This is a genomic window from Acidobacteriota bacterium, from assembly GCA_035471785.1.
Classification (GTDB): domain Bacteria; phylum Acidobacteriota; class UBA6911; order RPQK01; family DATIPO01; genus JANQFM01.
In genome coordinates this window covers 95,261-109,358 of record DATIPQ010000038.1, presented here as the reverse complement: position 1 = coordinate 109,358, position 14,098 = coordinate 95,261, and the positions used below count along the sequence as shown (strand labels likewise).

At 62.5% G+C, this 14,098-nt stretch carries 11 protein-coding genes; 9 read left to right on the top strand and 2 right to left on the bottom strand.

The window, feature by feature from the left end:
- Positions 1-155 precede the first annotated feature (155 nt).
- The 9 genes from VLU25_06215 (at position 156) to VLU25_06175 (ending at position 11,240) form a co-directional block, all read left to right on the top strand.
- Positions 156-1,016 (top strand): ABC transporter ATP-binding protein, encoded by an 861-nt coding sequence (locus VLU25_06215; GenBank protein HSR67518.1) that lies wholly within the window; start codon positions 156-158, stop codon positions 1,014-1,016.
- Between the two features lie 12 nt (positions 1,017-1,028).
- Positions 1,029-2,300 carry an ABC transporter permease gene (locus VLU25_06210; protein HSR67517.1) on the top strand — a complete coding sequence of 424 codons (1,272 nt, stop codon included), beginning with the start codon at positions 1,029-1,031 and terminating at the stop codon, positions 2,298-2,300.
- Positions 2,301-2,403: 103 nt separating this feature from the next.
- The gene (locus tag VLU25_06205; protein ID HSR67516.1) at positions 2,404-3,882 is read left to right on the top strand and encodes a TRAFs-binding domain-containing protein; all 1,479 of its coding nucleotides are present in this window, start codon (positions 2,404-2,406) and stop codon (positions 3,880-3,882) included.
- A 108-nt stretch (positions 3,883-3,990) separates the two neighbouring features.
- Complete coding sequence (locus VLU25_06200; protein HSR67515.1) at positions 3,991-6,780, top strand: ABC transporter permease; 2,790 nt, start codon at positions 3,991-3,993, stop codon at positions 6,778-6,780.
- Positions 6,781-6,831: 51 nt separating this feature from the next.
- A complete protein-coding gene (locus tag VLU25_06195; GenBank protein ID HSR67514.1) occupies positions 6,832-7,056 on the top strand; it encodes a hypothetical protein in 225 nt (74 codons plus the stop codon).
- The gene (locus tag VLU25_06190) at positions 7,056-7,475 is read left to right on the top strand and encodes a PIN domain-containing protein (GenBank protein HSR67513.1); all 420 of its coding nucleotides are present in this window, start codon (positions 7,056-7,058) and stop codon (positions 7,473-7,475) included. Before VLU25_06195 ends, VLU25_06190 begins: the two co-directional genes overlap by 1 nt.
- Before the next feature lie 483 nt (positions 7,476-7,958).
- Positions 7,959-8,306: a type II toxin-antitoxin system PemK/MazF family toxin gene (locus tag VLU25_06185; GenBank protein ID HSR67512.1), complete on the top strand. Its 348-nt coding sequence runs from the start codon at positions 7,959-7,961 to the stop codon at positions 8,304-8,306.
- Positions 8,307-8,697: 391 nt separating this feature from the next.
- Positions 8,698-9,651 (top strand): hypothetical protein, encoded by a 954-nt coding sequence (locus VLU25_06180; protein ID HSR67511.1) that lies wholly within the window; start codon positions 8,698-8,700, stop codon positions 9,649-9,651.
- 74 nt (positions 9,652-9,725) lie between these two features.
- A complete protein-coding gene (locus tag VLU25_06175; protein HSR67510.1) occupies positions 9,726-11,240 on the top strand; it encodes a Na+/H+ antiporter NhaC family protein in 1,515 nt (504 codons plus the stop codon).
- Positions 11,241-11,343: 103 nt separating this feature from the next.
- Here the strand turns inward: VLU25_06175 and VLU25_06170 are convergent, their stop codons facing one another.
- Positions 11,344-12,036: a lytic transglycosylase domain-containing protein gene (locus tag VLU25_06170; protein HSR67509.1), complete on the bottom strand. Its 693-nt coding sequence runs from the start codon at positions 12,034-12,036 to the stop codon at positions 11,344-11,346.
- Positions 12,037-12,327: 291 nt separating this feature from the next.
- Positions 12,328-14,097: a M1 family metallopeptidase gene (locus tag VLU25_06165; GenBank protein ID HSR67508.1), complete on the bottom strand. Its 1,770-nt coding sequence runs from the start codon at positions 14,095-14,097 to the stop codon at positions 12,328-12,330.
- Position 14,098 lies beyond the last annotated feature (1 nt).

Below are 14,098 nucleotides of genomic sequence, written 5' to 3'. Positions count from 1 at the left end.
TAGCGCAACGGGAGGGCTTCAGACTTTTGACGCGCTGCAAAAGCCCAGCACCTTGGGCTGCCGGGATGCGGCCTTTAGCCGCCGTTCACCGATCCGGTTCCGCCGTTCAGCGATCTTTGGCTGACTTTCGGACAGTCCTCTCTTAGTCTGTGAGCATGCAAACACTGCTCAGACTGAAGGGATTGCGGAAGAGTTTCGGCGACATCCTGGCGGTGGACGACCTTGACCTGGAAGTCCGCCAGGGCGAAATCTTCGGTTTGCTGGGCCCCAACGGAGCGGGCAAGTCGACCACCGTCAGCTTGGCCATCGGACTCTTGCAGCCCGAGAGGGGAGAAGTTGACCTGGTCGGCTACGGCAGCCCTCTGAAAGCCTCGGTGCGGCGACACATCGGGGTGGCTCCCCAGGCGCTGGCCATCTACGAGGAGATGAGCGGGCTGGAGAACGTGCTCTTCTTCGGGCGTCTGCAAGGGCTCTCGGGTCAGTCCCTGCGCAGCAGCAGCCGCTGGGCGCTGGATTTCGTGGGACTGACCGAGCGCGCCAACGACCTGGCCTCGACCTATTCAGGCGGCATGAAGCGTCGGCTGAATCTGGCCGTCTCCATCGTCCACCGTCCGCTGCTGCTCTTGCTCGACGAGCCCACCGTCGGCGTCGACCCCCAGTCGCGCAATTCCATCTTCGACAACATACGGCACCTGCAGCAGGAGGGCACCACGGTGGTCTACACCACCCACTACATGGAAGAAGCCCAGAAGCTGTGCGATCGGGTGGGCATCATCGACCGGGGCAAGCTGCTGGCGCTCGATTCGGTGGAGAACCTGACTCAAGAGCACGGAGGCGAAAGTCTCATCACCGCCGAGAAGGCCCAGGGCGAGACGCTGCGCATCCAGACCTGTGATCCTCTCGGCCGCTTGCGGGAGCTGCTCGACGGCGGCGAGCCTTTGCTGCGCTTTTCGGTGGAACGTCCCAACCTTGAAACCGTTTTTCTCAACCTGACGGGGCGCCAACTGCGCGATTGAGGAGACACGCTCATGACGGCAATCATTCATATGGCATTCAAAGACCTGCGGCTGCTCATCCGCGACCGCACGGCCTTCTTCTTCACCTTCTTCTTTCCCGTCCTCTACGCGGTCTTCTTCGGAATGATCTTCTCCGGCGGCGGCGGGGACGGCAGCAGCGCCATCTCGGTGTGGGTGGTGGATCAAGACAATACTCAGGCTTCGCAGCAATTCGTCAGGATGCTGGGCGAGGCCGAGGAATTGAAGGTCGAGCCGGCCGCCGATTTGGAAAGGGCCCGGGAGGGGGTGCGGCGGGGCCGCCGGGTGGCTTACATCCTCCTGCCCCAGGGCTTCAGCCAAGCCCAGCAGACCATTTTCATGGGAAAGCCGCCCCGAGTGGAGATTGGAGTCGATCCTTCCCGCCAGGCTGAATCCGGCATGCTGCAGGGGATACTCATGAAATACGGCGCCCAGTCGATGCAGCAGATCCTGCAGGACCCGGGCTTCGCCGACCGCCAGCTTGAGGCGGTGAAGGAATCCGCACAGGACGCGCCTCCTGAAGTTCAAGGCCAGCTCCAGTCGTTTTTTTCAGAGATGAAGAAGCTGCTGGAGATGGAAAATCAGGCTCCGGAAGGCGTCGCCGCCGGACCGGCGGGGGGCTCCTTTCAGCCGCTGGAGGTGACGACCGCCGAGGTCATTCGCCAACGCAGCGGACCCACCAACGCTTATTCCATCTCTTTCCCTCAGGGCATCATCTGGGGCATCCTGGGGTGCGCCTCGGGTTTCGCCATTTCGCTGGTCATGGAGCGCCGCCGAGGGACGCTGATGCGGCTGCGTTCAGGTCCGCTGACGCGCTTTCAGGTGCTGGCCGGCAAGGCCCTGGCCTGCTTCATCACCATCCTGGGCGTCTCCTTCATCCTCCTTTTGCTGGCCCGCTTCGTCTTCGGCGTGCAACTGCGTCTGGGGCTGCTCGCCATGGGACTGACGGCGGTAGCGGTGTGCTTCGTCGGCATCATGATGGTGCTCTCCACTTTGGGCCGCTCCGAACAAGCCGCGGGAGGCATCGGCTGGGCCATCATGATCGTGATGGCCATGCTGGGCGGAGGCATGATCCCGCTCTTCATCATGCCCGCCTGGATGCAGACCGTCAGCAATGTTTCCCCGGTCAAATGGGCCATCCTGGCCATGGAAGGCGTTCTCTGGCGGGGCTTCACGGCCATAGACATGCTCCTCCCCTGCGGAATCCTCACCGCCATCGGCGCCGTCTGCTTCACCCTGGGCATCCTCATTTTCAAAGAGGATTAGAGAGGGGAGCCTCACTGTACAAGAGTTGCAGGCCGACGCTGGAAGATGGATCATAGGAACCGAGGACCGGCTCGCAACCAGCGTCTGAAGAGGTTCAAAGAAGATGTCCAGTAATAGAGCCCTGCGTCCCGTCTGTTTCGTAGCCATGCCGTTCGGGCAAAAAAGCCCTCCGGGCAAAAGCGAGCCCCTTATCGATTTCGATGCGGTCTTCGAACACATCGAGACCGTGGTGACGCAACTCGGCTTGGAGTGCATCCGAGCCGACGTCGAACTCTCGGGCGGTTTCGTCCAAGGAGCCATGTATGAAAGACTCCTGGTGGCCGAATACGTCATCGCCGACCTCACTTTCTCGAACCCCAATGTCACCTATGAGGTCGGAGTCCGCCATGGAGCCAGTTCTCGGCCCACTATTCTGATCGGCGCCCTTCGTTTCTTCGGAAACCTTCCCTTCGATTTCAAGCCGCTGCGGGTGTTGCCCTACGATCTTGCCGATGACGGCAGTCTTCCTGAAGACAAGGCGGGCGGGTTTCGAGCTGCCCTGCAGCAGCGGCTGCACGCCGCAGTCGAGGGAGAACTGCCGGTCGACAATCCCATAATGCAGGTCACGTCCTGGACTCCCTCCGGCCGCCTGGAACACGACAAGACGGATGTCTATCTCTCGCGAATGCGCTTTTGCGGTCACATCGGCGAGGAGATCGCCGCCGCCCTCAACAAGGCCAGCGACACCGATGCGGTCAAGGCGCTACAGGCCATCGAAACCCGCATTTTCCAAAACACCCACATCGTGGCCGAACTCCACTCCGCCCTTTTAGGCATCTATATCGGGTACCGGGAACGCAAGGCCCACCGCAAGATGATCGAACTCTACGGCAGGCTACCAAACGAACTCTGCCGGACGGCGGTCGTGCAGGAACAGCTCGCCCTGGCCCTCAACCGTTTGGCCGAACAAGCTGAAAGAGAGGCCGGGGAACTGGAGAAAGCGGGAGAGGATTCAGATGCCGAGAAGCTGCGGAACCAAGCTCATGAGCATCGGCAAGAGGCGCTGGCCGCCCTCGACCGGCTGCGGGCGCCAATGGTGAGCAGCGAAACCTGGGGCATCCGGGGCAGGATCTGCAAGGGCCAATACCAGGCTGAACTGAACAAAGGCAATGAACTCAAGGCTGAAGCTTCCCTGGGCAAGGCGATCGAAGCCTACTGGTCGGGGGTGAAAGCGGACATGCGCGACTATTATCCCGGAGTCAATTGCGTGACTCTAAGCCTGCTTCGAGGAAGTGCGGAGGATCTCAAGCGACTGGAAACACTGGTCCCGGTCGTCCGCCAGGCCGTCGAGTTCGCACCTGAGGCCAAGTCTGAAGAGGAACGCTATTGGAACCCTGCCACCAAGCTCGAGATGGCCTCAGCCGGCAAAGATTGGCAAGCGGCCCGCCGGCACCTTGTCGATTGCCTCAAGGTCGAAGTACCCGATTGGATGCGGGAAACCACCATCGACAACCTTGAGATCCACCTGCAAGCCTTCAAGGACGATTCGAAGGCGGTCGAGAAAATCCAAGAGCTCATCGGCGGCCTGCAGCCTTCCACCTAACAGTGAAACCCGCATACGCCCCGCGTGTGAACGGCAGAGAACTGGAGAAAACGCTTTCCGGGAACCTGGCACAACCCCGCTGGGGGAAAAGGCGTCTGATGGGGCATTATGAAGTCCCTGAAACGACGCGTTCGCCTCGACCATCACAGGCTGGCTCAAGCGATCGCCCGCAGCGGGCGGGACCAAAACGACTGGGCCGACGAGCTGGAGATCAGTCGGGGCTATTTCTCCCAACTTGTGCACGGCCATAAGTGCCATCCCGGCCCCGAAGTTCGCCGCAAGCTGCTGCGAGGGCTGGGGCTGGACTTTGATGAGCTCTTCCTCATCGAGGGCGGGGAACCGGCCTCGTCCGGATGGCGGGGGCCGCGGAGCGGGCCGCCTCCTGCGGATAAGAGGGGGCAAGGGCGGAGCCTGGCCGTCGGCTCCGGCCTTTGGTGGGGGGAAATCGGGCAGTCCCTCCGCTCGCTGCTGCGCAGACCGGCTTTTTCAGCCGTGGCCGTCTTGACCCTGGCGGCCGGAATCGGAGCCAACGCCCTGCTTTTCAGCGCCGTCCACGCCGTCTTGCTGCAGCCCTATCCCTATCCCGAGGCTGAGCGCGTCGTGGACCTTTACGAAAGCAACGAGGCCAGGGGATGGGCCTTCAACTCCGTCTCGCCTCCCAACTACCTCGACTTCAAAGAAGGAAATCGCACCTTTGAGGCCCTGGCCGCCTACCAGGTCAAGGACGTCAATTTCAGCACCGGCCAGTTCGCCGAGAGGGTGACGGCGGTGGAAGCTCCTTCCGACTTCTTTGCCGTATTGGGCGTCCAGCCCGAGCGAGGACGCTTCTTTCACACCGGGCCGCCATCGGAAGAAGAAGACCTGCTGGTCATCAGCCACACCTTTTGGCGCAGCCGCCTGGGCGGCGATCCGCAAGTCCTGGGCAGCGCCGTCGATTTGGACGGGAGGCGCTACACTATTGCGGGCGTCCTGCCTGCCGGAATCGACTTCCCCAGTCCCCAGGTACAGCTCTACACGCCCATGAGCGAGGCCTTCCTGAAAACCCAGGGCCGCGGCGGGCGGTACTTGCGGGTGGTGGGGCGGCTGAAGCAGGGTGTGCGCTTGAGTCAAGCCCAGTCTGATCTTGCCGCCATCGCCCAGGGACTGCAGCAAGCCTACCCGGAGAGCAACGCCGACTGGAGCGTCACTCTCACGCCCCATGGCGAGTTGTCGGCTTCTTCGGTGCGCCGTCCCCTCATGGTGCTGTGGCTGACCACCGGCCTCGTCCTGCTCATCGCTTGCGCCAACCTGGCCAACCTGCTGCTGGGACAGGCCGCCTCGCGCCGCCGCGAACTGGCGGTGCGGCTGGCTCTGGGCGCCGGCCGGAAACGGCTGACCGCCCGTCTCCTCACGGAAAGCCTGCTGCTGTCCCTGTGCGGAGCGGCTGTGGGGCTGCTGCTTGCGGCCCTGGGGGCGGGATGGCTCACCCGTTGGGCCTCCCAAGCCCTGCCCCGCGCCCAGGACATCTCCGTCAACTGGACCGTGGCCGGCTTCACCCTGCTGCTGGCCAGCGCCGCCACCGTCCTCTTCGGCTGGCTGCCCAGTTGGCGGGCCGCCCGCCTCGATCCGCAAGCGGGACTGGGCGCGGGACCGCGCGCCACCTCGGCCCAGGGCGGACGCCTGCGCTACGGTCTTATCGTGGCCGAGGTTGCCCTGGCCCTGACCGTGCTGGTGGGCGCCGGACTGCTGTTGCGCAGCCTCAGCGAGATAATGGGATCGGAAGCCGGATTCGAGTCCCGCAACCTGCTCACACTGCGGGTGGAACCGGGCATGCTGACCATGCAGCCGGGCCAGGACATGGTGAGTTTCTGGAACGCCCGCCAGGAGCAGCGAGACGTCATCAACGACTTCTATGGACGGCTGCTGGCGCGGTTACAGGCTCTTCCGGGCGTGCAGCGGGCATCGGCGGTCAACCGCGGTCCCTTGGAGGGCTCCTGGTGGGGAACCAGTTTCCGCCTTGACGGACGCGCGCCGGTTCCCCGCAACCAGCAGCCCACGGCCCTGACCCGGGTTGTGATGCCCGGCTATTTCCGCACCATGGGCATCGACTTGATGCGGGGACGCGTCTTCCTCGCCTCCGACCGGCGCGACGCCCAGCACGTGGCCGTCATCGACCAGGCGCTGGCGCGGGCCAACTGGCCGGGCGAGAGTCCCCTGGGACAGCGGATCACCCTCAACGATCCCGAGGATCCCTTCGTCATCTGGTACACGGTAGTCGGCGTGGTGGACGACATCTCCCACCACGGCCTGGGCCAGACCCGCGGCGGCACGCTCTACCTGCACTTTCCCCAGGCCATCTTCGGACATTTCGGGGACTGGGGAATGGACATCGCCATACGTCACCAGCAAGGCGCCGGCCCGGGGCTGGCGTCCGCCGTGCGGGCCGTGGTGCGTGAACTCGACCCCTCCTTGCCGGTGTTCCAAGTCCGCACAGGAGAGGATCTGCTGGCTCAGGACACCGCCCGCCGACGCCTGCAGACCCTGCTCCTGGCCGCCTTCGGCGCCTTGGCCCTGATCCTCTGCGCCTCGGGGATCTTCTCGGTGGTTTCTTACAGCGTAGCCAGCCGCCGCCGCGAAATCGGCATCCGCCGGGCCCTGGGCGCCCGCGGGACGCACATCTACCGCCGCGTCCTCAGCCAGGGTCTGCTTCCGGTCGCCCTGGGCATCCTCCTGGGCCTCCCCGCCGCCTGGGCCCTGACGCTCCTGCTCCAAGACATGCTCTTCCACGTCCAGCCCTACGACCCCCCAACCCTCCTTCTCTCCTGCCTCGCCCTGCTCCTCCTGGGCGCCGCCGCCGCCCTCCTCCCCGCTTACCGCGCCAACCAAATCAACCCACTCTCCATCCTCCGCTCCGACTAGTGCGCGAAATGCGCCTCGAATCAGATTCATGCATCAGTTATTATCGAAACCATGATTCAAAGAACCACGGTGGCGGCGGAAGAGGGGGTGCTGGAAGCGTTGAGACGCGAGGCTCAGCGGCGCGGCGTGTCCTTTGCAACCCTGGTGGGTGAGCTTCTGGCCAAGAAAGCAGCCGAGCTGCGGCGCGCCCGGCGCCCTCGCATTGGTATCGGACACTCAGGTTCCGGTGTCGCCCAGGAGAGTGTTGATCATGAAGACCTGCCGGCGGCTCAATAATGGCTCTCATTCTTGACACGGGCCCGATCCTCGCCCTCTTGGATGCCGACGATCCGGCACACGCGTCGTGCGCCAAGTTGCTCGACGAAATCGATGAGCCGCTGGTGTTGGTTGCCCCTGCTCTGGTGGAAGTGGACTACTGGATTCGAAAACGCCTTCAGCCTGAAGTATGGTCGATATTTGTCGAGGACATCTCAACCGGCGCCTACCGCCTGGAGCACTTGTCCGCCGGGGACCTCGCCCGCGCGGCCGAACTCCAGGCCTCTCATGCCGACCTCGACCTCGGCATGGTCGATGCCGCGGTTATTGCCGTTTGCGAAAGATTGGCCGAGAAAAAGGTGGCAACACTCGATCAAAGACACTTCCGCGCCGTGCGCCCCAAGCACTGCGACTACCTACAACTCCTCCCCAAATCCTGACCCTCGGGCGCCTGGGGCAGGAGAACTCGGGCAATCTTGCCGTGCTTGGTCGCAAGCACTGGATAATTCTCACCAACCACCAAGGCCAATCGAGCACGTAGCTCCCGCATTCCAGCAACTTTCATGAGCCAGTCCTTTCCTGAGCGAGGATAGCACCGCGATCTCGCCGAATGCGTTCGATTCGTCGTGAGGCAGGCCTTCCCTTTTGTCTTACGGCTTGTTCTAGAAGAGGTCCAATGGTTATACTGACGGTATGAAAACGGCAGTTTCGATCCCCGACGAGGTTTTCCAAGCGGCGGAAAAGCATGCCAGCCGAACCAGCAAGTCACGCAGCCAACTCTATGCAGAGGCCATCTCAGAATACCTTGCCAGGCATGCTCCCGATGAGGTAACGGAGTCGATGAATCAAGTCGTCGACCGCTTGGAGCATCCCTCAGATCCCTTTGTTGCGGCTGCCGCCCGGCGAATATTGGAGAACACTGAGTGGTAGAGATTGCACAGGGCGAGATCTGGTGGGCCGACCTGCCGGCGCCGACCGGATCCGGCCCAGGTTTCCGGCGGCCCGTTATCATTGTGCAAGGCAACCATTTGAACCGGAGCAGGATCGCCACAGTGGTGTGCGTCCCTCTGACCACCAACCTGATTTGGGCCGAGGCGCCCGGAAATGTCCTCATGCGCGCGGAGAAATCTGCTCTCCCCAAGGATTCCGTTGCAAACGCCTCACAGATCATCACCCTGGACCGCAGCATCCTCGCCGAAAGAATCGGCAAACTGCCCCCGAGGATCCTGGAGCAAGTCCTCACGGGCATCGACGTCGTCTTGGGCAGATGAAGGCGCAAGTGCGTAAGGCCTGATCCGCTAATACCCGAACCTAAAACCCTCCGGTTAACAGCGGCACACCAGAGGAACCGCACAACTCCATCCTAATCAATGGTTTAGTCCGGAAATGCAGGATCACTGGTGGCTCGGCCTCAGCGGGCCACTTGTCAATCATTTAAATTTCGTGCCAGTGAACTTATGTCGCATGAGGGAGACACTTGCAGGTACGCAATGGCCAGATCTTGTGGGCAGAACGGACTGCATAGGAAGCCCTCTTGGGATCTCGGATTCGCCATCCGCACTTCGAATTCCTTCATCGCCCTGCTCAGAATTCTCAGCGAGAGGTTTTCCCATACTTACCCGGTTGAACTTGGGTCGGGTTGGGCGCATCCTTTTAGGCGCGATGAAGCTTGTTGGGCGGTTGATTCTGGCGGTCTTGCTGACGTGGCTGGGGGCGTCATCGGCTTGGGCTCAAGGAGCGCAGGGGGACGAGCTGCCGCGATTCCGGGTGGACGTCAGAGCCTCGCAGTACGTGGTGCGGGTGTTCGATCAGGACGATCGGGTCGTGAGAGGACTGACCGCTCAGGACTTCAGCGTGCTCGAGGACGGTCGGCGCCGGCCCGTGGAGCAGGTGGAAGAGCAGCCCAAGGCCAACGTCTCGCTGGCCATCCTGCTGGATGTGGGATCGACCATGTCGCAGGAGAAGATCCTGCTGGGACGCGAGATCATGCACCGTCTCATCCATCTGCTCGATGAAAAGGACGAAATCCTGCTGGGCGTCTTCAGCGACGACGTCGACTTCGTCAGCGAACTGAGCAGCGACCGCTATCACCTGGTGGAAGGCATCGAAAACATCGGGTCAGGGGCGCGTGCCAGCAAGTGGCGCCGCCTGGGACAGCTTTTCATGAGCCAGGCCCTGACCGGGTACGCGGTCGACCACACCTTGAGGCGCCTCAAGACCTGCTCCTACCCCTCCAACAAGGCCGTGCTGGTGATCTCGGCGGGATTCGGAGGCATCGGCGAAGCCACCCTGGACCATCTGCGTATGGCCGGCGCCCGCTTTTTCGGGATCAGCCTGGGGAATCGGGCGGGGGACATGATCAGCCTGGGAGGCGATCAGGCCGCCCGCAAGCGCATCGTGCGCGAGACGGGCGGATGGGCCTATTCCGAGAAAGAGGCCTTGGACAAGATCGAGGCCATGCGCGATGCTCTTTCTCATTACTACCTGCTCACCTATCAGCCTGCGGAGGAAGGCAAGGATCTGACCAAGCGCGAGGTAGAGATCGGCCTGCAGGGGCATCCTGGGTTGCGGGTGAGTTATGTGCGGCGGACTTCTTCGGGAAGTTCGATCTATTAGTGGGATGGGTCATGGTCATGCTACGCCTTCGGCTTCGCCCGAGAGTCGGGGGCGTGCTACTCTGAGCGTCGCTCATGAGACTATCCAGCAAGTTGCCCAAGGACCCGCTCCAGCGCCTGCTCATCCTCCTCGTCGCCGCTCTGCCCTTCCTGCTTTTGGCCTGGGGCAGTCCCGAGGGACTGGACGAAAACGACAGCTACGGCCTTTATTCCCTGCTGCCGGCCTTCAGCGCCATCCTGCTGGCCTTTTTGACCCGCGAGGTGCTTTTCGCGCTCATGATGGGAATCGCCGTGGGAGGCATCGTGGTCAGCGACCCCAACCTGCTGCAGCGCTTCATGATTCCCGCCATCGGATCCGAGCAGTACGCGCTCATATTGCTGGTCTACCTGTGGTGCCTGGGAGGACTGCTGGGGCTGTGGACGCGCACCGGCGGAGCGCGCGCCTTCGCCGAGTGGGCCGCCGGACGCATGGTGCGGGGGCCGCGCAGCGCCCGCCTCTTCGCCTGGCTTATCGGCATCGTCTTCCACCAGGGAGGCACCATCTCCACCGTGCTGGCCGGAACCACCGTGCGTCCGGTGACCGACCGCGAGAACATCAGCCACGAGGAACTCAGCTACATCATCGACTCCACGGCTTCGCCCGTAGCCACCCTCATTCCACTCAACGTGTGGCCCATTTACGTGGGAGGATTCGCGGCAGGTCTGATTCCGCTGCTGCCTGACGAGGGGGCGGCAGTGAGTTTCTTCTACCGCGCCATTCCCTTGAACTTCTACGGCATCTTCGCGGTGCTGATGACCCTGTTGCTGGCTCTCGACCTGCTGCCCTTCATGAGCACAAAAATGCGCAAGGCCATCGAGCGCTCGCGGGCCGGCAAGGGGCTCAACGCTCCCGGAGCCGCCCCGCTGGCCTCAGAGGAACTGAGCCGCGAAAAGGTGCCCGATCACTATCGTCCCGCCATCATCGATTTCGCCGTCCCCATCCTGGTTCTGATCGGATGGGCGCTGGGTTCCTACCTGCAGACCGGGAGCGTGCAGATCGCCGAGGCCTTCGGCCTTTCGGTAGTGGCGGCTTCGCTGCTGGGATGGCTGCGCGGACTCTCCATCGCCGACGTGCTGGCCGGCATCGTAGACGGATGCAAGGGCGTGACCACGGGGGCCATTCTGCTGGGACTGGCCGTCACCCTGGGGGCTGTATCCAAAGAACTGGGTACGGCCCGCTATATCGTGGCCACCACGTCTGATTGGATCGTCCCTGTTCTGCTGCCCGCCATCTTGATGGGAATCTGCATGGTGGTGGCCTTCTCCATCGGGTCTTCCTTTGGAACTTTCGCGGTCATCGTCCCGCTTTCCGTCCCCCTGGCCTACACTGTCTCGCCCGAACCGCTTTTCAACGTCCTCTGCTACGCCTCGGTGGTGGGCGGGTCGATCTTCGGAGACCAATGCTCGCCCATCTCCGACACCACGATCCTTTCCAGCTTGGCCTGCGGCGCCGACTTGATGGACCACGTCACCACCCAGCTTCCTTTGGCGATGGCCGCAGCCGGACTAGCCGCCGTCTGCTCCACCCTGGTCGCCATTGCCGTCCTGTAAGCAGCCAACAGCCCGCCTCCACGCCGCTCTCTGGCGGCGTGGGAGGGCTGCAGGACACACAGTGCACTTATGAACTGGGCAAAAAGGGCGAAAGCGGAGGGGCTTAGTTGCCGATGAGCTTCAGCTCTTCGGCTTTATCCTGGCGGGCAGCCGCGTGGTAGACGGCGCGGCCGTAATGGTTGGCGGGAGAATGTCCGTAACGGATGAGCCGGTCGACGGTGCCGGGACCGCGGTTCCATCCATAGAGGGCCAGAGGGAAGTTGCCCTTGTATTTCTTCAGCAGATAGTGGAAGTGGCGGAAGCTGAAGCGGATGTTGACGGCGGGATCGAGCAGTTCCTCGGGAGTCACGTCCCCGTAAAGCTGGGCCGTGGTCCAGTGGATCTGGGTGAGTCCTCGGGCGCGCCCGTCGTCGCCCACGGCCCTGGCATCGCCCCGCGATTCGGCGTGAATCACGGAGAGCATGATGTAGGTGGCCGCTTCGGGAGTGCGCAGCAATCGCCACTCGTCCTCCCCGGCGTCCACGTAACGTTTGGATTCCTGGTGCACCAGACGCACCACGCTCTCTTCCATGCGGAACTCTTCCGATAGATCGCGGATGAAGGCGTCTTCACCCTCGAGCGCCGTGTCCTGGGCGGGCGGATCGTGAACCGTGCGTTCCGGGGCAGAGGTCTCCACGGCCACACTTTCCCGCAACAACGTCAAGCCGCTGTCGGCTGACGTCTGCATGGAAAAGGCGTAGCCGCAGGCCAGCCCCAAAAAACAGGCCCCGATCTCGGCTTTTCTATTCAATAACATCCTCATGATACTCATGACGATGCCTCCTTTCGAATGTGCGGCGAATCTGACCGCCTCTGCATACTGCACAGCCTTCTGCCAAGACTGCCCGAAGATGACCGCAGCAATGCCGCGAATCAGACCTTCAGGCCGCTTTGAGATGGAATTTCTCAGAGAAAGTGGCAGAGGTTGCCGGAGAATTCCGGATGACTGGCGAGGCTACAGGCTTACGAAGTTTCGCATAATTCAGTACTCCGCACGTGCTTCAACCTAGGATTATACGCGTTCCGGCTGACAAAGTTCAAAGAAAAATCAGTTGAAGAGCTCTTCCACCGAATTGCGGGAGACGGAGTGGTAACCGAATTTGGCGCTTTCGTAGATGCGGCGGGCGTCCTGCCGGCGGCCGCTCTCAACGAGGCCGCGATAAAGGGGCATGAGGAATTTGCGGCGGCCCTGACGCGACAGGAAGTCTTGCAAAACTGCGTCGCTTTCCCGGTAGTCGTGCTCGAGTGCCACGGCCAGCCATTGGCAGAGGATCTCCGAGTTGCCGGTGGAAGAAAAGCCGAAGGCGGCATCCAGCCCCCCCAGTTGTTGCTGGCTGAGTTCAGCGGGCAGGTTGCGCAGGAAATAGAGGGTGTGGTGGGTGGTCCAGCCCTCGGTCGACAGCTCGGCCGCGGGGGTTCCCGCCGCAAAGGCCTCGAGCTGCTCGTCCACCTGGCGCAGAGCGGCGGACTGAGGCTGTGGCGTGTTTTCGGGAAGTCCGGGCCCGTAGATCCACTCCTCGATGCGCATCTCTTTCGCCAAGGCGTCGTCCCCGGCGATGAGGTGCTGGCGCAGGTAGTCGACGAATTGGCCGGTATCGACGCTCTCAAAGGCGAAGTGCTCGAAGTAGCCGCGCAGAAAGGCGTCGAAGTGCTGGCGCCCCACGGTTTCCTCCAGCATCCGAAGAAAGAAGTGTCCCTTGTCGTAGGCCACCGCATTCATCCCCTCATCGGGATCGCGCCCCTCCAGATCAAGGTAGAGCCAGGTGTCGCGCGGATCGTCGAAGTCTCTGTCCAGCGACTCGCGCAGCGCTTCCAGCTCCAGTTGGGCCAGCATCTCCTCCACCTCGTCGCCGTAGACCTCTTCCATGATGCGGTGCTCGATGTAGGTGGTGAAACCCTCGTTGAGCCAAAAGTCGTTCCAGGTGGAATCGGTCACCAGGTTGCCCGACCAGGAATGGGCCAGTTCGTGGGCGATCAGGGCCACCAGGGAACGGTCGCCGGCCAACATGGTGGGCGTCAAGAAAGTCACGCGCGGATTCTCCATGCCTCCGAAGGGAAAACTGGGGGGAAGCACGATCATGTCGTAGCGTCCCCATCGATAAGGTCCGTAGAGCTTCTCGGCCGCCTCCACCATTTTCTCGGTATCGGCCAGTTCCCAGGCCGCCCTTTCCAGAACCGAAGGCTCGGCATAAACGCCGGTGCGGGGTCCCAGCGCCTGAAAACCCAGGTCCCCCGCAGCGATGGCCAGCAGATAAGAGGGAATGGGCTGGGGCATGTGGAAGGTGTAAAGACCGTCCTGGGAGACTTGGGTAGGATTCTCTGCGCTCATCACCGCCATCATCCCCGGCGGCACTTGAACTTTGGCCGAGTAGGTCATGCGCACCTTGGGACTGTCCTGGCAGGGCACCCAGGTGCGGGCCAGGATGGCCTGGGACTGGGACAGCAAAAAGGGCGCGGTGCGGTCGGCCGTCAGTTCCGGTTCCAGCCACATCAGCGCTTGCGCCTCGGGGCTGCTCCGGTAGTCGATGTGCACCACCTTGGTGGAGGGCTCGATATCGATCATCAGGGCGCTGCCCAGGTGAGGATCTTCCGTCCCCATCTGGTAAGAGGCCGGGTCTTCATCGTTGTCCAGCCGCACCTCGTGGATAGTCAGGCCCCGGCTGTCCAGGTAGAGCCTGTCGGCCTGCGACTTGTTCTCGACCCGCAGCGATGCGGTTCCTGCGATGATCTGCTCTTGGAAGTCGACCTTGATGTCCAGGTCGATGTGGCGGACGGCCACCTCGTCTGGACGGGCGTAGGAATGAACGTCTTGGCCCATG

Coding starts and splice junctions, on each gene's coding strand:
- VLU25_06210 (HSR67517.1), top strand. CDS start 1,029: ATGACGGCAATCATTCATATGGCATTCAAAGACCTGCGGCTGCTCATC.
- VLU25_06175 (HSR67510.1), top strand. CDS start 9,726: ATGAGACTATCCAGCAAGTTGCCCAAGGACCCGCTCCAGCGCCTGCTC.
- VLU25_06165 (HSR67508.1), bottom strand. CDS start 14,097: ATGGGCCAAGACGTTCATTCCTACGCCCGTCCAGACGAGGTGGCCGTC.
- VLU25_06215 (HSR67518.1), top strand. CDS start 156: ATGCAAACACTGCTCAGACTGAAGGGATTGCGGAAGAGTTTCGGCGAC.
- VLU25_06205 (HSR67516.1), top strand. CDS start 2,404: ATGTCCAGTAATAGAGCCCTGCGTCCCGTCTGTTTCGTAGCCATGCCG.
- VLU25_06180 (HSR67511.1), top strand. CDS start 8,698: ATGAAGCTTGTTGGGCGGTTGATTCTGGCGGTCTTGCTGACGTGGCTG.
- VLU25_06200 (HSR67515.1), top strand. CDS start 3,991: ATGAAGTCCCTGAAACGACGCGTTCGCCTCGACCATCACAGGCTGGCT.
- VLU25_06190 (HSR67513.1), top strand. CDS start 7,056: ATGGCTCTCATTCTTGACACGGGCCCGATCCTCGCCCTCTTGGATGCC.
- VLU25_06170 (HSR67509.1), bottom strand. CDS start 12,036: ATGTTATTGAATAGAAAAGCCGAGATCGGGGCCTGTTTTTTGGGGCTG.
- VLU25_06195 (HSR67514.1), top strand. CDS start 6,832: ATGATTCAAAGAACCACGGTGGCGGCGGAAGAGGGGGTGCTGGAAGCG.